This window comes from Aquabacterium sp. (assembly GCF_044226965.1).
Classification (GTDB): Bacteria; Pseudomonadota; Gammaproteobacteria; order Burkholderiales; family Burkholderiaceae_C; genus Pseudaquabacterium.
On the sequence record NZ_JBGAGA010000026.1, the window covers coordinates 52,427 to 73,300 of the forward strand.

Consider the following 20,874-nt stretch of genomic DNA (forward strand, 5'->3'; position numbering starts at 1 on the left):
ACTGTCGGATTGCGCATCGCCCCTGTCCGGCGATGCCCTGGTGCCACGCCCCGTCGACGCTAAGCTGTCGTTCATCGGGAACAGGCCGGCCGGGCGGCGCGAAGGGGGAGTTCATGTCCGTTGTCGTCAGGCAGGCGGTCCTCGAGGACCTGGACGACCTGGTCCCGCTGTTCGACGCGTATCGCGTCTTCCACGGGCAGCACAGCGATCCGGCGGCCGCCCACGCGTTCCTGCTGGCGCGCTTCGATCATCTGGAATCGGTGATCTTCGTGGCGCGGCGGGACCGGCAGGCGGTGGGGTTCACACAGCTGTTCCCCGCCTTCTCGTCGCTGGCCTTGAAGCGCACGCTCATCTTGAACGATATGTACGTGGACGAGCAGGTGCGGGGGCAGGGTGTGGGCCGGGCACTGCTCGAGCAGGCCACCGCCCACGCGCGGCGCATCGGTGCGCTCCGCATGGTGCTGACGGCGCAAGCCACCAACACCCAGGCCCGCAAGGTGTACGAGGCGAATGGCTGGCGCGAGGACCCCGCGTTCGCCGTCTACTACCGCCTGCTTTAGGCCGCGGCGGCGCCCGGCCCTGACTGCGCGAGCAGCCAGTCGACCACGCAGGCCACGTCGCTGCGCGCATGCTCGTCGGCCTGGATCAGCCAGAAGCCGTGCGAGGTCTGGCGCGCCGGTCCGTCCCCGGCCAGCACCACCAGCTGACCTGCCTCGACCAGATCGCGCACCAGCTCGAGCCGGCCGATCGCGATGCCCTGTGCGCTGACGGCGGCCTGGATCACCTGGTCGTAGTGGTTGAAGCGCAGCAGGCCGCGTGCCTGCATCGGCTGCTGCCCTTGCGGGGCCAGCCAGTCGGCCCATTGCAGCCACGGCCGGCGGTCCTCGAATTCGAGCAGCACGTGCTGCTGAAGCTGCTGGCTCCAACCCGTCGGGTGCAATGCGAGGGCGGGGCTGGCCACCGGCGCGATGGTCTCGCCGAACAGGCGGATGGCCCCGCGCGGGGCCTGGCTGTCGGCGCAATAGCGGATGGCCAGGTCCACGTTGCTGCCGGCCAGGTCCATCACCGCATTGCTGGCGACCACGCGCAGGTCGATGCCGGGATGCACCTGCCGCAGCTGCGCCAGCCTGGGCAGCAGCCACACGCCGCTCACGCCCAGGCTCGCGGTCAGGGTGACGGGGCGGCGGCCCGGGTCCCGCAGGCTGGCCACGACCTCCTGCAGCTGCCGGATCGCCGCGTCCGCCGCGCGGAACAGCCGCTCGCCCTCGACGGTGAACGAGACCTTGCGGTGCCCGCGCTGCAGCAGCCGCACGTCCAGCGCCTCCTCCAGCGCTCGCAGCTGCTTGCTGACGGCCGACTGCGTGACGCACAGGTCGTCGCCGGCCTGGCTGACGCTCATGCGCCGACCGACGGCCACGAAGCCCTTGATCAGGTCGAGCGAAGGCATGCGGACGAGCGGGACGGACATGGGGCGCTTTCGGTGGGTCGTGCATCGATTCTCACGAATGATTTTTCGTCGCGCGCAGCGCGCCCAGATGTCCGAATCGGCACGCGGGGGAATCGAACAATGGCCTGCATCCACCCGACGAGACCGCCATGACGCATCCAGCCGACGACACCGCCCGACTCGAGGGCCTGACCACACCGCACCTTTGCGATGGCTGCCTGCGCGTTGGCGTGCCCGTCCGCGTGGCGCCCACCGCGCTGCAGGCGCTGGCGCCGGGCATGGCCTGCCGCGGCCCGGTACGACCGGTCCGGCACGCGGGCAGCATCGACGTGTTCCTCGAGGCGCTGGAACGCGCACATCCCGGCGAAGTGCTGGTGATCGACAACGCCGGGCGGCACGACGAGGCCTGCATCGGCGACATCGTCCTGCTGGAGGCACAGGCCGCGGGCCTGGCCGGCATCGTCATCTGGGGCCTGCACCGCGACAGCCAGGAACTGCGCGACATCGGCTTTCCGGTGTTCAGCCTGGGCGCGCTGCCTACCGGCCCGCAGCGGCTGCACCCGCGGCCGCCGGACACCTTCGAGCGCGCACAGGTCGGGCCGCACGGGCTGACGCAGGACGACGTGGTCGTCGCCGATGCCAATGGCGTGCTGTTCCTGCCGCGGGCGCGGCTTGCCGAGATCGTCGCCGCGGCCGCGCACTACAAGGCCACCGAGGCGCGGCAGCTGGCGGCGATGCGCGCGGGCCGCTCGTACCGCGAGCAGGTCCGCTTCGCCGACTACCTGGCCCGGCGCGCGGCCGATTCCGGTTACGGCTTCCGGCAGCACCTGAAGGACATCGAGGCCGCGGGCGAGGTGTGATTGCGCGGCCGCGTCGCGCCCGTCGACAATCGGCCGCGATGTGCTATTCCGCCCAGATCCGTGCCGACTACCGCCGCTACGTGCGCGAGTGGCAGGCCCGCATCAGCCTGCGCGAGTTCGTCGAGCTGTTCTGGTGGAAATGGGAAGACGGCGGCACGCAGGGCCGCGGCGCCAAGCCGAAGATCCCGAAGGCGATGGAGCTGGCGTTCGTCGACCCGCAGACCGACGACGAGCGGTTGATCAAGCGCTACATCGACGAAGCCAATGCGCGCGAGGCGCTGGCGCTGCAGGCCGAGCTGTTCAAGCAGCGCAAGCGCCTGGCCGACGCCGAGCGCGCGCTGCAGGGCAGGCCGACGAAGAAGGCCGCCGAGGACCAGCGCATCGCCGGCGACAAGGTGCGCCGCATCCTGGGCTGGCTGGCCGACCTGGGCCGCACCGAGGCGCTGGAACGCGATGCCCGCATCTTCCCGCTGCACTACGCGCCGGTGATGGTGTGGGAAGACGGCCAGCGGGTGATCAAGCCGATGCGCTATGGCTGCCGGCCCGCCGGCGTGCCGGCGTTCTACGACACCAGGTTTCCCGGCACCTACAACGCCCGGCGCGACAACCTGCAGGGTTTCTGGCGCAAGCAGTTCGGCCACACCCATGCGGTGATGGTGGCCAACGCGTTCTACGAGAACGTGCCGCGCCACAAGGTCGAGGGGCGCGAGCTGGCACCGGGCGAGGCGCCGGAAAACCAGGTGCTGGAGTTCCGCCCGCGCCCGACGCAGGAGATGCTGGTGGCCTGCCTGTGGTCGCGCTGGTCCGCGCCGGGCGAGCGCGAGCTGCTGTCGTTCGCGGCCATCACCGACGAGCCGCCGCCCGAGGTGGCCGCCGCGGGCCATGACCGCTGCATCATCCCGATCAAGCCCGAGCACCTGGACGAGTGGCTGAACCCGCAGGCCAGCACGCCGCAGCGCCTGCAGGCCATCCTCGACGACCGCGAGCGGCCGTACTACGAGCACCGGCTGGCGGCCTGAGCGCCTCACGATGTGTCGAGCCTGACAGCGACCGGACAACAGCCCGACACCTGCGGCCGGCACACTGCAGGACATCGGGCGCCCCACTCCTCCTGTCCCTCCCTCCCTTCGGCGTCCGGTCTTCACGCCACGCGCATCGGCCTTCGGTGCGCGTGGCGATTTTTCGGGCGCCGGCCGCTGCGCCGACAATCCCGCTGATGCAGAACCCGGCCCCTGTCGTGCTGGCGCCGCCCGCGGGCGCAGCGCCTGCTGCCACCGCCCCCGTGCTGTCGGCGCGCCATGTCTGGGTGCTGGCGTTGCTGACGCTGTTCTGGGGCCTGAACTGGCCGATCATGAAGGCGGCCGTCAGCGAGATGCCGCCGCTCACCTTTCGCGCGCTGTCGCTGCTGGGGGGGCTGCCCTGCCTGGCGCTGGCGTTGAAGCTGCTGCGCGTGCCCTTCCGGGTGCCGCGCGCGGAGTGGCGGCGCATCGGCGCCTTGAGCGTCACCAACATGCTGGTGTGGCATGTGTGCCTGATCCTTGCACTGCCCCACCTGAGCTCGGGCCGCGCGGCCATCCTGGGCTACACGATGCCGGTGTTCTCGGCGCTGTGGGGCCGCTTCGTGTTCGACGAGCGGCTCACGCTGCGGCAGGGGCTGGGCGTGGCGGCCGCCGGCATCGCGGTGCTGCTGCTGCTGTGGCACGAGTTCACGCGGCTGAGCGGCGCGCCGCTGGCCGCCGGCGCGGTGCTGGTGGCCGCGCTGGTGTGGGGCCTGGGCACGCAGCAGTTGCGCCGCACGCCCACGGCCGTGGCCACGTTGGCCATCTCGTTCTGGATGACCGCCATCACCACCGTCGTGCTGTGCGGCCTGGCGCTGGCCTTCGAGCCGCTGCCGCGGCAGCTGCCCAGCAGGGCCACGCTCGGCGCCATCGTCTACAACGCCGTGCTGGTGTTCGGCTACTGCCATGCGGCCTGGTTCTACCTCGCGCGCACGCTCACGCCGGTGGCCTCCAGCACCAGCGTGATGCTGATCCCGGTGCTGGGCATCGTCTCCGGCGCGTGGTGGCTGGGCGAACGCCTGCACTGGCAGGACGGTGCGGCCATCACGCTGATCCTGCTGTCGATTGCCGCGGTGCTGCTGCCGGCGCGCCGGCCCTAGCGGTCGCCCGCGGCCAGGCGCCCGCCTACACTGGCCCGACGATGCGTGAGCCTGCCGCTTCCGTCACCCCGGCGCCGTCGCAGGCCGTGCCCGACGAGCCGGCCTACGGCTGGGTCGTGGCCTGGGCCTGCTTCGTCGCGCTGGCGGTGATCTTCGGCGTGGCCTATTCGTTCGCCGCGTTCTTCGATGCCTTCACTGCCGAGTTCCGGGCGCGGCGCGCCGATGTCTCGCTGGTGTTCGGGCTCTCGGGGCTGATCTACTTCGTGCTCGGCGCGGTCGGCGGGATGCTGGCCGACCGTTTCGGGCCGCGCGTGGTCTGCACCGCCGGCATGCTGTGCATCGCCGGCGGGCTGCTGGGCTGCAGCTTCGCGCCCTCGATGGGCGCGGTCTACGCGGCCTATGGGGTGGGCATCGGCATCGGCATCGCGCTGGTCTACACGCCCTCCATCGCCTGCGTGCAGCCCTGGTTCACGCGCCGCCGCGGCCTGGCCGCGGGCCTGGCCAGCGCCGGCATTGGCGCCGGCACGGTGGTGGTGCCGCTGCTGGCCAGCGGGTTGATCGCGGCCAGCAGCTGGCGCGGTGCGCTGCAGGGTCTGGCCCTGGGGGCGCTGCTGCTGGGCGGCGGTGCCACCCTGCTGCTCAAGCGCGCACCGGCGGCCACCGCGCAGGGCGCGCGCGGCGTGGTGCCGGGCCTCACGCTGCGCCAGGCGCTGGCGAGCCGCGAGTTCCGCTGGCTTTACCTGTCGGTGCTGCTGGCCGGCCCGGTGATGTTCATCCCCTTTGCGCATGTGTCGGTCTCGGCGCGCGACATCGGCATTGACGAGGCGCGCGCGGTCGGCCTGGTGGGCTTGATCGGCATCGGCAGCCTGAGCGGGCGCTTCGCGATCGGGGCGCTGGCCGACCGCATCGGCCGCACGCTGACGCTGGCGCTGGCGCAGGCCTCGCTGGGCCTGAGCTACCTGCTGTGGGGCGCGGCCGACGGCTATGTCGCGATGCTGGTGTTTGCCCTCTGGCTGGGGCTGAGCTACGGCGGCATGGTGGCGCTGATGCCGGCGCTGTGCATGGACCTGTTCGGCGCGCGGGCGGTCTCCAGCATCCTGGGCACGCTGTACAGCGGCGCGGCCTTTGGCAACCTGGCCGGGCCGGTGCTGGCCGGTTGGGTGTTCGACCGCAGCGGCGGCTACGGGCCGGTGATCTGGGTCTGCCTGGCGCTCTCCGCGCTGGGCACCGCGGCCACCCTGCAGCTGCTGAAGCGAAGGCGCCAGCAACCGGCGGCCCCGGCCGCGCAAGGAGGAGCACGATGACCGGTCTGCCCACGTCGCTGTGCGACTGCACGGCCACCCAGTTGCTAGCGCTGTATCGCAGCGGCCAGGCCTCGCCGCTGGAGGCCACGCGCGCGGTGCTGCAGCGCATCGAGCGGCTGAACCCGCAGCTCAATGCCTTCTGCCTGGTCGATGCCGAGGCCGCGCTGGCCGCCGCCGAGGCCAGCACCGGCCGCTGGCAGCGCGGGCAGGCGCAGGGCGCGCTCGACGGCGTGCCGGTGTCGATCAAGGACCTGATCCTCACCAAGGGCTGGCCCACTTTGCGCGGCTCGCACACCGTCGACGCCGACCAGCCCTGGGACGTCGACGCGCCGGCCACCGCGCGGCTGCGCGAAGCCGGCGCGGTGCTGCTGGGCAAGACCTGCACGCCGGAGTTCGGCTGCAAGGGCGAGACCAACTCGCCGCGCACCGGCATCACGCGCAACCCCTGGGACCTGTCGCGCACGCCGGGCGGCTCCTCCGGCGGCACCGCGGCGGCCGTGGCCGCAGGCCTGGGGCCCCTGTCGGTGGGCACCGATGGCGCCGGCTCGGTGCGCATCCCGGCCGCCTTCTGCGGCAATGTCGGCTTGAAGCCCAGCTTCGGCCGCGTGCCGGCCTGGCCGCTGTCGCCCTACGGCAGCGTGGCGCACCTGGGGCCGCATGCGATGAGCGTGGCCGATGCGGCGCTGCTGCTCAACGTGCTGAGCCAGCCCGATGCGCGCGACTGGACCTCGCTGCCGCCCGATGGCCGCGACTACCGCATCGGCCTGGAGGACGGCGTGCGCGGCCTGCGCATCGCCTTCTCGCCGACGCTGGGCTATGCGAAGAACGTGCACCCGGAAGTCGCCGCCGCGGTCGAGCGTGCGGTGCAGGTGCTCGCCGATCTGGGCGCCCACGTCGAGGCCGTGGATCCGGGCATCGACGATCCGCTGGAGATCACCACCGGCCTGTGGTTCGTCGGCGCGGCCACGGTCTGGTCGGGCCTGACACCGCAGCAGCAGGCGGTTGCCGACCCCGACTTCCGCGCCGAGGCCGAGCTCGGCCTCGGATTCAGCGCCCAGCAGGTGCAGCAGCTGGTGCTGCGCCGCGGCGCCCTGGGCAGCCACCTGCGCCAGTTCATGCAGCGCCACGACCTGATCGCCACGCCCTCGGTCGCGGTGCCGGCCTTCGAGGCGCGCCCCGCCGGCCACTCGCCGATGGACCCGGCGGCGATGCTGGGCTGGACGCCGTTCTCGTACCCGTTCAACCTGTCGCAGCAGCCGGCCATCAGCCTGCCCTGCGGCCTGACGCGTGCGGGCCTGCCGATCGGCCTGCAGCTGGTGGGCCCGATGTTCGGCGACGCGCTGGTGCTGCGCGCGGCCCGGGCGTATGAAACTGCACACCCGGCGCCGCGGCCACCGCTGGCCGGCCGGTAAAAACGCTCAAGACGAACGGGCGCGCGCCGATCACTGCAGGGAGCTTCGCGGGCGGGTCTGCGTCGCGAAGGCATCCGTCGGGAGCGGTGTTGGCATCACGGGCAAGTCAGAACCGGGCATGGCCGGGCCGGACATGGCCATGGGGCGCGACGCTGCTGCTGGGCCTGGCCGCCACCGGCCTGCTGCTGTGGTGGCTGCTGCGCCTGGCCTCGGCCCAGCTGCTCGAGCGTGATGCCGAGCACACCGCGCTGGCCTGGGCCGAACTGGCCAGCGGTTCGGTCGAAGACCTGGCGCCGCTGCTGGCCGGCGAGCCGCTGAGCCCGGCCGCGCACCGCGACCTGCTGCGCCACCGGCGCGTGCAGGAGGTGTTCCGCTTCAAGCTGTTCGATCGCGAGGGCCGTGCGGTGCTGGTGTCCGACGACCTGGACCGGCCCACCGCCGAGGTGGCGCGGCTGAACACCATCGGCCATGGCGACGAGGCGGTGCGCGCGGCGGTGCTGCACGGCCGTCCGATCGTCGAGCTGCGCCACGACACCGATGGCACGCGGCCCGCGGTCTACAGCGAAGCCTATGTGCCGATCCGCAGCGCCGGCCGGGTGATCGGCGTGGTCGAGGTCTACGTCGACCAGACCGAGCGCCAGCGGCGCATCCGCTCGGCCTTCGGCATCGTGGCCGGCGCGGTGTTCGGGCTGCTCGGCCTGCTGGCCGCCGCGGCCGGCGCCTGGTGGTGGCAGCGGGCGCACGGCCTGCGCCGGGACGCTGAACGTGAACGTTATCTCGCGCACCACGACGTGCTCAGCGGCCTGCTCAACCGCAGCAGCTTCAGCGAGGCGCTGGACGAGGCCGCCTGGCGCCAGGCCGGCGGCGGACCCGGCTTCGCGGTGCTGTGCGTGGACCTCGACCACTTCAAGGAAGTGAACGACGCGCAGGGCCATGCCGCCGGCGACCAGATGCTGCGCCTGGTGGGCGAGCGCCTGCGCGAGCTGGTGCGCCACGGCGACCGCGTCGCGCGGCTGGCCAGCGACGAGTTCGCGATCCTGCTGTCCGGCGTCAGCACGCCCGAGGCGGTGGCCACGCTGGCGCAGCGCGTGATCGCGGCGCTGGCCGATCCGTTCCCGCTGCCCGGCGCGCCGGTGCACAGCGGCTGCAGCATCGGCGCGGCGATCCATGGCGTCGATGCGCACACGCCCGACGACCTGATGCACAAGGCCGACCTGGCGCTGGCCCGCGCGAAGTCGATGGGCCGCGGCGGCTTCAGCTTCTACGACGCGGCGCTGGACCGCGAGCACGACAACCGCCGCCAGCTGGCCACCGAGCTGCGCGCGGCCATCGGCACGCCGCAGCTGAGCCTGCACTTCCAGCCGCTGTTCGGCGGTGCGCAAGGCCGCCAGCTCACCGGCTACGAGGCCTTGCTGCGCTGGCGCCATCCGGTGCGCGGCGCGGTGTCGCCGGCCGAGTTCATCCCGCTGGCCGAGGAAACCGGCAGCATCGAGGCGCTGGGCCGCTGGGTGCTGCACAGCGCCTGCCACACCGCGGCCGGCTGGCCCGCCGGGCTGACGGTGGCGGTGAACCTGTCGGCGGTGCAGTTCCGCCGTGGCGACCTGCTAGCCGATGTGCGCCAGGCGCTGGCCGACTCGGGCCTGGCGCCCGAACGGCTGGAGCTCGAGATCACCGAGTCGCTGCTGCTGCACAACACCGAGGCGGTGATGGCCACGCTCGACGAGCTGGGCGCGATGGGCGTGCGCATCGCGATGGACGATTTCGGCACCGGCTACTCGAGCCTGGCCTACCTGTGGCGTTTCCCGTTCCACAAGGTCAAGATCGACCGCGCGTTCACGCAGCACCTGGACAGCGACCCGAAGGTGCAGCTGATCGTGCGCTCGATCATCTCGCTGGCCCATGCGCTGGCGATCCGCGTCAATGGCGAAGGCGTCGAGACCGCGGCGCAGCTGCAGCTGCTGCAGGCCCAGGGCTGCGACGAGTTCCAGGGCTTCCTGCTCGGCCGGCCGATGCCGGCCGAGGCGCTGCGGCACGAAGGCGCCGAGGGCGCGGCGCCCGCACAATGCGGCCCATGGCCGATGGCGACGACAAGCAGCCTCTCGTAGACCCGCGATCACTCGCCGCGCTGCAGGCGCGCTTCGGACCAGGCCTGCGCTGGTGGGCGCTGGTCACCGTGATGATCGGCAACATGGCCGCGGTGATGGCGGCCACCACCATCAACGTGGCGGTGCCGGCCATCAGCCATGTGTTTCGCCTGGGGCCACAGCAGGCGCAGTGGCTGGCCACCGGCTTTATGGCGGCAATGACGATGTCGATGCTGGCCACACCCTGGCTGCTGCGGCGCTGGGGCTACCGCCGCAGCTACATTGCGATGCTGGTGCTGCTGGGCGCGGGCGGGCTGGCCGGCGGGCTGTCGACCAGCGTCGAGATGCTGCTGGCCATGCGCGTGGTCGAGGGCCTGGCCGCCGGCGTGCTGCAGACGATTCCGGGCGTGGTCATCATGCGCGCCTTCGCGCCGCACGAGCAGGGTCGTGCGATGGGGCTGTTCGGCTTCGGCACCGTGCTGGCGCCGGCCATCGGGCCCAGCGTCGGCGGCGTGCTGATCGAGTGGTTCGGCTGGCGCGCGATCTTCTTCTTCGTGCTGCCGTTCTGCGTGGTCGCGGCCGAGCTGGCGCGGCGCTGCCTGCCGCACAGCGCGCCGGGCGGCGAGCCGATCGACCGGCGCGCGCCGCCGCCGGACGCCCTCAGCCTGGCGCTGCTGTCGGGCACCCTGGGCGCGCTGCTCAACGGCCTGGTCGACCTGCAGGGCCCGCGGCCCTGGCTGGGCGTGGCCACGGTGGCGCTGGCGGTGGTGCTGATGGCGCTGTTCGTGCGCCGGCAACGCCATGTGCCGGCACCGCTGCTGCCGCTGGGGCTGTTCAAGCACCCGGTGTTCTCGGCCGCCGGCGTGGTGGCCTTCGTCTACGGCGCCGGGCTGTTCGGGTCGACCTACCTGCTGCCGGTGTTCATGCTGGTGGCGCTGGGCCTGGCGCCTTCGCAGGTGGGGGCGGTGCTGGTGCCGGCCGGGCTGGCGCTGGCGGTCGTGATCCCCTTGGCCGGCCGCCTGGCGGACCGGCAGCCGGTGTACCTGGCGATTGCCGCCGGCTTAGGCGTGATGGCGCTGTCCTTCGTGCTGATGATCGGCATCGGTCGCGGCAGCGCGATCGGCTGGATCGTCGGCTGGGCGGTGCTGGGCCGCATCGGGCTGGGCTTCGTGATCCCCTCGCTGAACTTGGGTGCGATGCGCGGGCTGCCGCCGCCGCAGATTCCCGCCGGTGCCAGCACCGTGAACTTCCTGCGCCAGCTGGGCGGCGCGATCGGCGTCAACCTGGTCGGCATCATGCTCGGCTGGCGCGAGCAGGCCTATGCCGCCCTGGGGCCCGACGGCGTGCTGCGCGCCTTCCACGAGGTGTTCGTGCTGATGGCGCTGCTGACCTTGGCAGCCGCCATCGCGGCCTGGCGCATGCGGCCGGCGGGTGACGCCACTGCGATGGATAGTTCTTAAAGTGAGCGGCCTGGTTCAGCGCAGGCCGTCCCGCCGCGCCTGCAGGAACTCGCGCACTGCCGGGTCGGATTCCAGGCCGATGGCCTGCGCATAGGCCGCGTCCGCGCCGGCCGCATCGCCCAGCCGCCCCAGCAGCTGCGCGCGGGCGGCCCACCAGGGCTGGTACTGCGCCAGACGGACATCGCCGGCCAGGCTTTCCAGCAGCGCCAGCGCGGCGGCCGCGCCCTGCGTCTCGGCGCGCGCCATCGCGTGGTTCAGCGCCACCACCGGTGACGCGGTCAGCGCCTGCAGGCGTTCGTACAAGGCCTCGATCGCCGCCCAGTCGGCGCGGCCGGTCAGGCGCCGCACCGCATGGGCCGACTGGATCGCCGCTTCCAGCTGGTAGCGCCCCGGCACCCCGAGGGCGGCGGCGCGGTGCAGCAGGGCCTCGGCCTCGTCGATCAGCGCGCCGTCCCAGTGCGTCGGGTCCTGCTCGGCCAGCGGCACGTAGCGGCCTGCCGCGTCGCGCCGCGCGCCGCGGCGGGCATGGCTGTGCAGCATCAGCGCCAGCAGGCCCAGGGCCTCGGGCTCGCCCGGCAGCAGCGTGGCCACCAGCGCGCCGAGCCAGATGGCTTCCTCGGCCAGGTTGCGGCGGCGCAGGTCGGTGCCGGCGGGGTCGGCCCAGCCTTCGGCATAGGCCGCGTAGATGGCCTCGAGCACCGCATCGAGCCGCTGGTGCAGGTCGTCGCGGTCCGGCAGCTGCAGCGGAATGCCGGCCTGGCGGATGCGGGCCTTGGCGCGCACCAGGCGCTGGCCCATCGTGGCCGGCGCCACCAGGAAGGCCGAGGCCACCGCGGCGGCGTCGAAGCCGAGGATCACCTGCAGCATCAGCGGCGCGCGCACGCTGCGCTCGATCGCCGGATGCGCGCAGGCGAACATCAGCGCCAGGCGCTCGTCGGGAATCGCGGCCTCGTCGGGCTCGTCGAGCGACAGCCCGGCCAGCCACTGCAGTTGCTGCGCGGTGGCGTCCTGGCCGCGCTGCACGCGCTGTGCGTCGATCAGCTTGCGCCGCGCCACCGTCAGCAGCCAGGCCTCGGGCACCTGCGGAATGCCATCGACCGGCCAGCGCTGCAGCGCGGTGGCGAAGGCTTCGGACAAGGCGTCCTCGGCGCCGGCCACGTCGCGCGTGCGCGCAGCCAGGAAGGCGATCAGCTTGCCGTAGCTGTGGCGGGCGACGCCCTCGGCGGTGCGTTCGACTTCCACGGGCGCGGCGGTCAGCCTTCCATCGGCCACACCGGCCGCAGCTCCACCGTGCCATGGCTGGCGGCGGGGCAGCGCGCGGCCCAGGCGATGGCCTGGTCGAGGTCGGGCGCCTCGATCAGGTAGTAGCCGCCGAGCTGCTCCTTGGTGTCGGCATAGGGACCGTCCAGCACCTCGGTTCTGCCGCCGCTCACGCGCACGGTGGTGGCGGTCGTGGTCGGCCGCAGGCGCTCGCCGCCGGCCATCGCGCCGGCCTGGATCAGGGCCTGCGTGTAGGCGCCGTAGGCGGCGTGGCGGGCAGCGCTGTCGCCGGTCGTCATCGAGGCCTCGGCCTTTTCGTTCGAGAAGATCATCAGCATGTACTTCACGAGGGGCTCCATCGGTGTTGAGGTGGGATGCCGGTTCGTCACGAACCCGGCATGTCAATGACGCGATGGCCGGCCGCCGTTCGACAGCCGGCTTGAAAAAAATCACAAGGGCCTCCGGCATTGTGGCCATCGGCAGGGGCCCGCGCGCGACAAGCGCTACGATGGTTCGTGTCTGCCCGTGCCCACGGGGTGGGGATGGCCAGGGCGGCAAGGAAAGAGGAAGCGGGCGTGATTCAGAAGGTGCTGGCCGTGATCGGCCTGGTGGTGTGCCTGGCGATGCTGCTGCGCATGGTGGTGGCGCCACGCCGGCGCCAGGCCTTCGATGCCGCAATGCGGCGGGCCTCGCAAGGCACGGGCGAGCGCTTGCAGCGCCTGCTGCGCTGGCGTCCCACCGCGCGCAAGAACGCCGCCCGCGCCGCCGAGGAGGCCATCGAACGCGCGCGCCGCCAGGCGGTGGACCGCGAGGGCAACGTCTACCGGCCCAAGTCCTTCAAGGGTCCGCGCAAGCCACATTGAGATCGCGGCCCGGCGGCTGCGGCACACTGTCCTGCTGTGCTGCTGACGACTGAGGACTTCGCGATGGGACCGCTGGCCGGACTGCGTGTGATCGAACTGGCCAGCATCGGCCCCGGCCCGATGTGCGCGATGCTGCTGGCCGACCAGGGTGCGCGGGTCGTGCGCATCGACCGGCTCGAACCCAGCGGCCTGGGCGTGCCGGTGGACACGCGCTTCGACGTCACCGGCCGCGGCCGCCAGTCGGTGGCCATCGACCTGCGCCGCGCCGAGGGCCGCGATGCCGCGCTGCGGCTGATCGACCAGGCCGATGTGCTGATCGAAGGCTGGCGCCCCGGCGTGGCCGAGCGCCTGGGCCTGGGCCCCGAGGCCTGCCACGCGCGCAACCCGGGGCTGGTCTACGGCCGCATGACCGGCTTCGGCCAGAGCGGCCCGCTGGCCAAGGCGGCCGGCCACGACCTGAACTACATCGCGCTGACGGGCGCGCTGCAGGCCATCGGCCCGGCCGCGCAGTCGCTGCCGCCGCTGAACCTGGTGGGCGACTATGGCGGCGGCGCGCTGTACCTGGCCTTCGGGCTGATGGCCGCGCTGTTCGAGCGTCAGACTTCGGGCCGCGGCCAGGTGGTGGATGCGGCGATGGTCGATGGCGCCTCTTCGCTGCTGTCCATCTTCCATGGCCTGGCCGCGGCCGGGCAATGGAACACGCAGCAGCGCCAGGCCAACCTGCTCGATGGCGGCGCGCCGTTCTACGCCTGCTACGACACCGCCGACGGCCTGCAGGTCAGCCTGGCCGCGCTGGAGCCCAAGTTCTTCGCCGAGTTCGTGCGCCTGAGCGGGCTGGACGCGGCCTGGGTGCCGCGCCAGTACGACCGCCGCCACTGGCCGGCGCTGCGCGAGGCCATTGCCGCTTTGCTGCGCAGCCGCCCGCGCGCCGAATGGTGCGCGCTGCTCGAAGGCAGCGACGCCTGCTTCGCGCCGGTGCTGACGCTGCAGCAGGCCGCGCAGCACCCGCATGCCGCGGCGCGCGGCGCGTTCATCGACATCGGCGGCGTGGCCCAGCCGGCACCGGCGCCGCGCTTCTCGCGCAGCCAGGCCGCGCCGCCCGGCCCGCCGGTGGCGGCCGGTGCCGACACCGAGCGCGTGCTGGCCGAAACCGGCTTCGCGCCGCATGAGATCGAGGCGCTGCGCCGCAGCGGCGCCATTGCAGGAGCTTGCGCATGACCGCCACCCCCCCGTCCACCGCCGCCGCGGTGCCGCGCCAGGCCGCTTCGCTGATCGTGCTGCGCGACAGCCCGCGCGGCCCCGAGGTGCTGATGCTGCGCCGCGCCGAGAAGCCGGGCGACCAGAACAGCGGCGCCGCCGTGTTCCCCGGCGGCCTGCTCGACACCGGCGACGCCGCCATCTACGGCCTGTGCGACGGCCTCGACGATGCGCAGGCCAGCGCCCGGCTCGGCCTGCCGGCCAACGGCCTGAACTACTGGATTGCCGCGGTGCGCGAATGCTTCGAGGAAGCCGGCCTGTTGTTCGCCACCGATGCCCAGGGCCGGCCGGTCGCGCTGGACCACCGCGCGGCCGACGAGCTGCTGACGATGCGCCATGCGCTGCATGCCAACGAGATCGGCATGGCCGAGGTCTGCGCACGGCTGGGCGTGCGCATCGACGTCGGCGCGCTGGCCTACTACAGCCACTGGCTCACGCCCAAGGGCATGCCGAAGATCTTCGACACCCGCTTCTTCATCACCCGTGCGCCGCTGAACCAGACGCCGCTGCACGATGCGAAGGAGACGGTGGAGCTGCTGTGGATCACCCCGGCCGAGGCGCTGGACCCGGCGCGCGGCCTGAAGCTGGTGAACGTGACCAGCGTGACCTTGAAGGCGCTGAGTGCCTTCACCACCGCGCAGGCCGCCATCGACGCGGCGCGCGCGCAGACCGAGGTGCCGCTGATCCGCCCGCGCCTGGCCACCACGCCCAAGGGCAAGCGGCCGATCATGCCCGGCGACTGGGCCTTTGCCGAGGTCGGCCGGCTCGATCCGGAAGGCCGGGGCCATGTCTCGACCGAGCTGGCGCCGGGCGTGCCGGTGTGGCTGTCGCCGCGTATCCTGCGCGTTACCGCGCCGAACGGCAGCATGATGACCGGCCCCGGCACCAACAGCTATTTCGTCGGCGCCCCGGGCGGCGACGACTGGACCCTGATCGACCCCGGCCCCGACGACGCGGCGCATGTGCAGGCCTTGATCGCCGCGGCGCCGGGCAAGGTCAGCCGCATCCTGGTCACCCACACGCACAAGGACCATTCGCCGGCCGCCGCCGCGCTGCAGGCCGCCACCGGCGCGCGCACTTTTGGCCGCGTGGCCGATCACCCCGAGTGGCAGGACACCGCGTTCCAGCCCGACCAGGTGCTGGCCGACGGCGACCGGCTGGTGCTGGGCGAAGGCGTCGCGCTGCGCGCGTTGCACACGCCCGGCCATGCCAGCAACCACCTGTGCTATTTGCTCGAGGAAGAGAAGCTGCTGTTCACCGGCGACCACATCATGCAGGGCTCGACGGTGGTGATCAATCCACCGGACGGCGACATGGCGGTCTACCTCGCATCGCTGCGCCGCCTGCTCGACGAGGACCTCGACTGGCTGGCACCGGGCCATGGCTTCCTGATCGACCAGCCGCACGCCGCGGTGAGGAAGCTGATCGCGCACCGCCTGGCGCGCGAAGCCAGGGTGCTGGCCGCGCTGCAGGCCCAGGGGCCCGGCGCGGCGCCCGAGGCCGTGCTGCTGGCGCAGGTCTATGCCGACACGCCGGCCCACCTGCACGGCGTGGCGCTGCGTTCGCTGCGCGCGCACCTGCACAAGCTGCGGGCCGACGGCATCGCCCTCATGGATGCAGCGCAGGCATGGCGTCTGAAGTGAGCGGTGGCGACGCGGGGCGAGCTTGCCTGCGCGTCCGGGGCTTCCAGCGCAGCGCAGGGCGCTCGACCAGGCGCCATGACAGCCAGGCACAGGCCAGCGTGCACACCAGCACCAGCAACAGCCGGGGCCACCAGTGCAGGCGCTGGGTCAGCAGGGCGATGACGGTCTGCTGGATCGGGAAGGCATACAGGTAGATGCCGTAGGACAGGTCGCCCAAGGCATCGAAGCGGCGCAGCACCGGCCAGGACCAGCTGCCGAAGACGATGGTCACGATCGGCACGCCGATCAGTCCTGCGAGCACTGGCCGCCCGAGCAGGAACGCGCAGGCGGCCACGGCCAGGCTGAGCAGCAGCAGCACGGCGCGACGGTCGCGCCATTGCGGCCAGTAGAGCCAGAGCACGCTGCCGGTGAAGAAGCACAGCCCGAACTCGACCAGGTAGCTTTGCTCGACGCTCAGGCCCAGCCCGGCCAGGACATGCTGGCCGCGCAGGTCCCAGCCGGCGTAGGCCCAGGCCAGCCCGGCCACCACTGTCGCGAGGCAGCGCCGCGCCCCCAGCCAGCCGCCGAAGGCGGCCAGCGCCAGCGCGAGATAGCACTGCAACTCCAGCGGGATCGTCCACAGCGAGCCGTTGACAGCCCGCGGCAGCGCACTGCCGTCGAACTGCAGCGGCAGTGCGTCCCGCAGCCGGAACACGAGGTTGTTCAGGTATTCCAGCAGCCGAGGGTGCTGGAGGTAGTCGGTCCAGGGCAGCGGGCTGAGGCAGGGGCCCAGCACCAGCGCGGCCAGCAGGATCACGACCGCGAAGCCGGGCCAGATGCGCAGCAGCCGCCGCGCCGCGAAGCGGCCGGCGTGCGGATCGGCCAGCCAGCTCTGGGTGACCAGGAAGCCGCTGATCGAGAAGAACATCATCACGCCGAGCCCGCCCCAGCTCTGGATGCCGATGAACGAGGGCTCGGGGCGCCCGGTGAGCGCATGCTGGTGCGACACCAGCACCAGCAGCGCGGCACTGGTTCGCAGGAAGACGAAATTGTCGTTGTGCGCCGGCGCATTCGACGCGAGCGCGCGACCCTCGGCAGCCTGGACCATGTCCTGTCCCCTCTGTCATTCTTTGCGAGCGGCCCGCCGGATCGATGAGCACGCGACAGCGCGCAGCGATGAGCACGCGACAGCGCGCAGCGTACCCGACAGGAACCTGGGTCGATGTGATGCAGGCCACATCGATGTCGCGCGCTCGGCCTCAGACTGCCGCCTATCAGACGAAGCGACAGGGGTGACGATGGATACGCGTTCGATCTCGGGCTTGCGCGGCGGCTGGCCCGCGGGGGCGCTGGCCAGCCTGGCCGCGGCCTGGCTGGCCGCCTGCGGCGGCGGCGACGACGGTACCGAATACGAACAGCTGGTGGCGCAGGCACATGCGCTGCGGGCGCAGTCCGTGGCGCTGGTGCAGGCCGGCCCGTGCAGCGACGACAGCCAGTGCACCGGCCTGGTGTTCGGCGCCACGCAGTTCAGCTGCACGCCGTACGACCAGCACACCTACACGAAATTGTCCCCGGCCACGCCGGAGGCCGAGCGGCTGGCGCAGCAGCAGCGCGAGGTCGCGGCGCGCGCGCTGCCGTTGGCGCCGCCGCCCGGCATCGCGTGCACGGCCCAGTACATCCCGCCGCCGCGGCACGTGTGCGAGCAGCAGCGCTGCGTGCAGCGCAGTGGCGAGGTCGACATCGTCGTGCTGCCGGGCGGCTGAAGCCGCTCGCTGCACCCAGTTGCGCGTCAGTCCAGGCCGGCCAGCAGCGCCGCGTTGCCGCCGGCCGCCGCGGTGTTGATCGTCAGCGTCTGCTCGGCACAGAAGCGGTACAGGTAGTGCGGCCCGCCGGCCTTCGGGCCGGTGCCCGAGAGGCCCTCGCCGCCGAAGGGCTGCACGCCGACGACGGCACCGATCATGTTTCGATTCACATACACATTGCCGATGCGCGCCTGCGCCGCGATGCGCGTCGCGCGGCTGTCGATGCGGGTCTGGATGCCCAGCGTGAGGCCGTAGCGCAGCGCGTTGATGCGCTTCACCAGCGTGTCGACGTCGCCACCCCAGCGCACCACGTGCAGCACCGGGCCGAAGACTTCCTCGCGCAGGTCTTCCACCTGCTTCAGCTCGAAGGCCACCGGCGCGATGTGCGTGGCCGCGAAGCGCGTGTCCAGCGCTGCACGGCCGATCAGCGTGGCCTCGCGCTCGAGCCGCGCGACATGGCGGCTCAGGTTGCCATGCGCCTCGGCATCGATCACCGGGCCGACGTCGGTGGCGATCTCGGCCGCATCGCCGACGCGCAGCTCCTGCATCGCGCCGCGCAGCATCGCGATCACGCCGTCGGCAATGCTCTCGTGCACGCACAGCAGGCGCAGCGCCGAGCAGCGCTGGCCGGCCGAGCGGAAGGCGCTCTGCACCACCGCGTCGATCACCTGTTCGGGCAGTGCGCTCGAATCGACCACCATCGCGTTCAGGCCGCCGGTCTCGGCGATCAGCGGCACGATGGCGCCTTCGCTCGCGGCCAGGGTGCGCTGGATGATCTTGGCCACCTGCGTCGAGCCGGTGAAGCACACGCCGGCGGTGGCCGGGTGGGCCACCAGCGCGGCGCCCACGGCCTCGCCGGGGCCGTGCAGCAGGCGCAGCGCGTCGGTCGGCAGGCCGGCCTCGTGCAGCAGCTCGACGAAGGCCTGCGCGACGGCCGGCGTCTGCTCGGCCGGCTTGGCGGCCACGGTGTTGCCGGCCACCAGCGCGGCCACCACCTGGCCGGCGAAGATGGCCAGCGGGAAGTTCCACGGCGAGATGCAGACGAACACGCCGCGGCCATGCAGGCGCAGCTCGTTGCTTTCGCCGGTGGGGCCGGGCAGCGCGATCGGCGCCAGCCGGCTCTCGGCCTGCTCGGCGTAATAACGGCAGAAGTCAACGGCCTCGCGCACTTCGGCGATGCAGTCGCCCAGCGTCTTGCCGGCTTCGCGCACCAGCAGGCCGCAGTACGCCGCCAGGCGCGCGTCCAGCAAGTCGCCGGCGCGGCGGATGATCGCGGCGCGCTCGGCCACCGGGCGTGCGCTCCAGGCGTCGAAACCGCTGTCGAGCATCGTCATCGCATGGCGGACGGCGGCCTCGTCGGCCAGCGGCACCGTGCGCACCTGCGTGGCCTGCACCGCGGCCTGCAGCGGCGCGCGCTGCTCGGGCACCGCCAGGTCGGCGCCGCTGGAGTTGGCCCGGCCGCTGCCATACAGCGCGGCCGGGGCCGGCTGCCCGGCCGCATCGGCCGGCTGCAGCGGCGAGTGCAGCAACTCGGTCACCGGCACCTGGGCATCGGCCAGCTGGTGCACGAAGGACGAGTTGGCGCCGTTCTCCAGCAGCCGGCGCACCAGGTAGGCCAGCAGGTCGCGGTGCTCGCCCACCGGTGCGTAGATGCGCAGCGAAAGTTCATGGGGCCCCGAGACGCCTGCGGCGTCGCCCCCCGAGGGGGACGAGTCCCTTGGGGCGGCCCGGCGGGACTCGGGCGAAGCCGCCATCACCTCGCGGTACACGCCTTCGCCCATGCCGTGCAGGCGCTGCATCTCGAAGCGGGCGCCATGGTGACGCGCCATTTGCACGATGGCGGCAATGGTGCCGGCGTTGTGCGTGGCGAACTGCGGCAGGATCTGCGCGTGGTGTTCCAGCAGGCGCTGCGCGCAGGCGAGGTACGAGATGTCGGTGTGGTGCTTGTGCGTGAACACCGGGTAGCCGTTGAGGCCGAGCTCCTGCGCGCGCTTGATCTCGCCGTCCCAGTAGGCGCCCTTGACCAGCCGCACCATCAGCCGCAGCGAGCGGCGGCGCGCGATCTCGGCCACTGCGTCGATCATCTCGTAGGCGCGGGTCTGGTAGGCCTGGATCGCCAGGCCGAAGCCGGTCCACGCCGGCGCGGTGTCCTGCACATGCGCGGCCAGGCGGTCGAACACCACCAGCGAGAGCTCGAGCCGGTCGCTTTCCTCGGCGTCGATGGTCAGGTTGATGTCGGCGCGCGCGGCGGCGTCGATCAGGCCGCAGACCCGCGGCACCAGTTCGTCGAGCACGCGTTCGAGCTGCGCATCCTCATAGCGCGGATGCAGCGCCGAGAGCTTGATCGAGATGCCGTCGCGCTCGGCCGGGCCCTGGCCCTGCGTGGACTCGGCAATCGCGGTGATGGCGTTCTGGTAGGCGGCCAGGTAGCGCTGGGCGTCGTGCGCGGTGCGCGCGCCTTCGCCCAGCATGTCGAAGCTGAAGCGCAGGCGCGGCTGGTCCTTGCGCTGCGTGCGCGCCTCGCCCAGCGCTTCGCCGATGTGGCGGCCCAGCACGAACTGCCGGCCCAGCAATTGGATCGCGCGCACGGTGGCGCCGACGACGGTCTGCGCCCCCAGCCGTTCCAGCAGGCCGGGCTTGCTGCCGGCATCGTCGGGCAGCAGGCGCTTGGCCAGGCCGATTGCGCTGGCCGACAGGCTGCTCAGCATCTTGTGCTGTGAACTGTCAGAGCCCCCGCTGCTGAAGTCCGCCCGGCCGAGCTGATCGGCCGTTAGCGCGATCGCGGTTTCCGCATCCGGCACGCGCAGCAGTGCCTCGGCCAGGCGCATCAAGGCCAGGCCTTCGGCGCTGGAGATCGGGTACTCGCGCAGCAGCGACTCCATGGCCCAGAACGGCGCCGGCTTGTCGCGCACGGCCTGCACCCAGGGCGCGGCGGCGGTGATCACCGCGGGCCAGTCCAGCCGGCCCTGCAGGCTGGCCAGCAGGCGCTGGACCACCGCCGGTTCCGGGCGGCACGGGGCAGGCAGGCGGGAGGCGGCGATCGGCATGGTGGGCGTCCAGGGGTGGGCTGCGAATGTGCGAAGCGTATTCCCCCGTCTGCCGCAGATGATTCGGATTTACGAGTCTGGCGCCGACATAAATCCAGTCGATGACTCAGCCCGGCGGCCGCCGCGGCAGCGTGGCCGCCTGCTCGCCGACGGCCCAGAACAGCGCCGTCATCATGCGCAGGCCCTCGTGCATCAGCGGCGCCAGCACATGCTCGTTCGGCGCGTGCTGCGAGCAGGCCGGGTAGGAATGCGGCACCCACACGGTGGGCAGGCCCAGCGTGTCGGCGAACACGTCGTT

The 20,874-nt window shown here is 72.4% G+C and carries 17 protein-coding genes and 1 pseudogene; 12 read left to right on the forward strand and 6 right to left on the reverse strand.

The window, feature by feature from the left end:
- Positions 1–113: 113 nt before the first annotated feature.
- The gene (locus ACILR4_RS13740) at positions 114–560 is read left to right on the forward strand and encodes a GNAT family N-acetyltransferase (RefSeq protein WP_395701426.1); all 447 of its coding nucleotides are present in this window, start codon (positions 114–116) and stop codon (positions 558–560) included.
- On the opposite strand, the gene ACILR4_RS13745 is transcribed toward ACILR4_RS13740, so the two are convergent.
- Positions 557–1,468, reverse strand: a complete 912-nt coding sequence (locus ACILR4_RS13745; RefSeq protein ID WP_395701427.1) for a LysR substrate-binding domain-containing protein — start codon at positions 1,466–1,468, stop codon at positions 557–559. The two genes, ACILR4_RS13740 and ACILR4_RS13745, sit on opposite strands and share 4 nt — an antisense overlap.
- Positions 1,469–1,596: 128 nt before the next feature.
- Between ACILR4_RS13745 and ACILR4_RS13750 the strand changes: the two genes are divergently transcribed.
- From ACILR4_RS13750 to ACILR4_RS13780, 7 genes are all read left to right on the forward strand, one after another.
- Positions 1,597–2,307, forward strand: a complete 711-nt coding sequence (locus tag ACILR4_RS13750; protein WP_395701428.1) for an RraA family protein — start codon at positions 1,597–1,599, stop codon at positions 2,305–2,307.
- Positions 2,308–2,345: 38 nt separating this feature from the next.
- Positions 2,346–3,326, forward strand: coding sequence for an SOS response-associated peptidase family protein (locus tag ACILR4_RS13755; protein WP_395701429.1), 981 nt, complete (start codon positions 2,346–2,348; stop codon positions 3,324–3,326).
- Between the two features lie 197 nt (positions 3,327–3,523).
- Positions 3,524–4,465, forward strand: a complete 942-nt coding sequence (locus tag ACILR4_RS13760; protein WP_395701430.1) for a DMT family transporter — start codon at positions 3,524–3,526, stop codon at positions 4,463–4,465.
- Positions 4,466–4,506: 41 nt separating this feature from the next.
- A complete protein-coding gene (locus tag ACILR4_RS13765; RefSeq protein WP_395701431.1) occupies positions 4,507–5,769 on the forward strand; it encodes an MFS transporter in 1,263 nt (420 codons plus the stop codon).
- Positions 5,766–7,181: an amidase gene (locus ACILR4_RS13770; protein ID WP_395701432.1), complete on the forward strand. Its 1,416-nt coding sequence runs from the start codon at positions 5,766–5,768 to the stop codon at positions 7,179–7,181. Before ACILR4_RS13765 ends, ACILR4_RS13770 begins: the two co-directional genes overlap by 4 nt.
- 89 nt (positions 7,182–7,270) lie before the next feature.
- Positions 7,271–9,286: a putative bifunctional diguanylate cyclase/phosphodiesterase gene (locus ACILR4_RS13775; RefSeq protein WP_395701433.1), complete on the forward strand. Its 2,016-nt coding sequence runs from the start codon at positions 7,271–7,273 to the stop codon at positions 9,284–9,286.
- Entirely contained in the window at positions 9,253–10,725 is a 1,473-nt protein-coding gene (locus ACILR4_RS13780) for an MFS transporter (RefSeq protein WP_395701434.1), read from the forward strand. The genes ACILR4_RS13775 and ACILR4_RS13780 overlap by 34 nt, the downstream gene beginning before the upstream one ends.
- Positions 10,726–10,740: 15 nt before the next feature.
- Here ACILR4_RS13780 and ACILR4_RS13785 read toward each other — a convergent pair whose 3' ends face one another.
- Both ACILR4_RS13785 and ACILR4_RS13790 read right to left on the reverse strand, forming a co-directional pair.
- Complete coding sequence (locus ACILR4_RS13785; protein WP_395701435.1) at positions 10,741–11,967, reverse strand: RNA polymerase sigma factor; 1,227 nt, start codon at positions 11,965–11,967, stop codon at positions 10,741–10,743.
- A gap of 11 nt (positions 11,968–11,978) precedes the next feature.
- The gene (locus ACILR4_RS13790) at positions 11,979–12,323 is read right to left on the reverse strand and encodes a YciI family protein (RefSeq protein WP_395701443.1); all 345 of its coding nucleotides are present in this window, start codon (positions 12,321–12,323) and stop codon (positions 11,979–11,981) included.
- A 237-nt stretch (positions 12,324–12,560) separates the two neighbouring features.
- Between ACILR4_RS13790 and ACILR4_RS13795 the strand changes: the two genes are divergently transcribed.
- The 3 genes from ACILR4_RS13795 (at position 12,561) to ACILR4_RS13805 (ending at position 15,748) form a co-directional block, all read left to right on the forward strand.
- Positions 12,561–12,848, forward strand: coding sequence for a hypothetical protein (locus ACILR4_RS13795; protein WP_395701436.1), 288 nt, complete (start codon positions 12,561–12,563; stop codon positions 12,846–12,848).
- A gap of 63 nt (positions 12,849–12,911) precedes the next feature.
- Positions 12,912–14,066 (forward strand): CaiB/BaiF CoA transferase family protein, encoded by a 1,155-nt coding sequence (locus ACILR4_RS13800; protein ID WP_395701444.1) that lies wholly within the window; start codon positions 12,912–12,914, stop codon positions 14,064–14,066.
- Positions 14,063–15,748 (forward strand): MBL fold metallo-hydrolase, encoded by a 1,686-nt coding sequence (locus ACILR4_RS13805; protein ID WP_395701437.1) that lies wholly within the window; start codon positions 14,063–14,065, stop codon positions 15,746–15,748. The genes ACILR4_RS13800 and ACILR4_RS13805 overlap by 4 nt, the downstream gene beginning before the upstream one ends.
- Here ACILR4_RS13805 and ACILR4_RS13810 read toward each other — a convergent pair.
- On the reverse strand, positions 15,714–16,835 hold the full coding sequence (locus ACILR4_RS13810; protein WP_395701438.1) for an acyltransferase family protein: 1,122 nt from the start codon (positions 16,833–16,835) through the stop codon (positions 15,714–15,716). The genes ACILR4_RS13805 and ACILR4_RS13810 overlap by 35 nt on opposite strands.
- A gap of 190 nt (positions 16,836–17,025) precedes the next feature.
- Here ACILR4_RS13810 and ACILR4_RS13815 point away from each other — a divergent pair, with 190 nt between their 5' ends.
- On the forward strand, positions 17,026–17,490 hold the full coding sequence (locus ACILR4_RS13815) for a hypothetical protein (RefSeq protein ID WP_395701439.1): 465 nt from the start codon (positions 17,026–17,028) through the stop codon (positions 17,488–17,490).
- A 26-nt stretch (positions 17,491–17,516) separates the two neighbouring features.
- Here the strand turns inward: ACILR4_RS13815 and ACILR4_RS13820 are convergent, their stop codons facing one another.
- Complete coding sequence (locus ACILR4_RS13820; protein ID WP_395701440.1) at positions 17,517–20,576, reverse strand: L-glutamate gamma-semialdehyde dehydrogenase; 3,060 nt, start codon at positions 20,574–20,576, stop codon at positions 17,517–17,519.
- Positions 20,577–20,682: 106 nt separating this feature from the next.
- Positions 20,683–20,874 (reverse strand): annotated as a pseudogene (locus tag ACILR4_RS13825) (M20 peptidase family dipeptidase); the annotation flags it as partial.

Bases quoted from the DNA above. Each gene is read 5' to 3' on its own strand.
- ACILR4_RS13805 (WP_395701437.1), top strand. From the start codon at position 14,063: ATGACCGCCACCCCCCCGTCCACCGCCGCCGCGGTGCCGCGCCAGGCC.
- ACILR4_RS13790 (WP_395701443.1), bottom strand. From the start codon at position 12,323: ATGCTGATGATCTTCTCGAACGAAAAGGCCGAGGCCTCGATGACGACC.
- ACILR4_RS13815 (WP_395701439.1), top strand. From the start codon at position 17,026: ATGGATACGCGTTCGATCTCGGGCTTGCGCGGCGGCTGGCCCGCGGGG.
- ACILR4_RS13810 (WP_395701438.1), bottom strand. From the start codon at position 16,835: ATGGTCCAGGCTGCCGAGGGTCGCGCGCTCGCGTCGAATGCGCCGGCG.
- ACILR4_RS13740 (WP_395701426.1), top strand. From the start codon at position 114: ATGTCCGTTGTCGTCAGGCAGGCGGTCCTCGAGGACCTGGACGACCTG.
- ACILR4_RS13770 (WP_395701432.1), top strand. From the start codon at position 5,766: ATGACCGGTCTGCCCACGTCGCTGTGCGACTGCACGGCCACCCAGTTG.
- ACILR4_RS13780 (WP_395701434.1), top strand. From the start codon at position 9,253: ATGGCCGATGGCGACGACAAGCAGCCTCTCGTAGACCCGCGATCACTC.
- ACILR4_RS13750 (WP_395701428.1), top strand. From the start codon at position 1,597: ATGACGCATCCAGCCGACGACACCGCCCGACTCGAGGGCCTGACCACA.
- ACILR4_RS13820 (WP_395701440.1), bottom strand. From the start codon at position 20,576: ATGCCGATCGCCGCCTCCCGCCTGCCTGCCCCGTGCCGCCCGGAACCG.
- ACILR4_RS13745 (WP_395701427.1), bottom strand. From the start codon at position 1,468: ATGTCCGTCCCGCTCGTCCGCATGCCTTCGCTCGACCTGATCAAGGGC.
- ACILR4_RS13800 (WP_395701444.1), top strand. From the start codon at position 12,912: ATGGGACCGCTGGCCGGACTGCGTGTGATCGAACTGGCCAGCATCGGC.
- ACILR4_RS13755 (WP_395701429.1), top strand. From the start codon at position 2,346: ATGTGCTATTCCGCCCAGATCCGTGCCGACTACCGCCGCTACGTGCGC.
- ACILR4_RS13760 (WP_395701430.1), top strand. From the start codon at position 3,524: ATGCAGAACCCGGCCCCTGTCGTGCTGGCGCCGCCCGCGGGCGCAGCG.
- ACILR4_RS13765 (WP_395701431.1), top strand. From the start codon at position 4,507: ATGCGTGAGCCTGCCGCTTCCGTCACCCCGGCGCCGTCGCAGGCCGTG.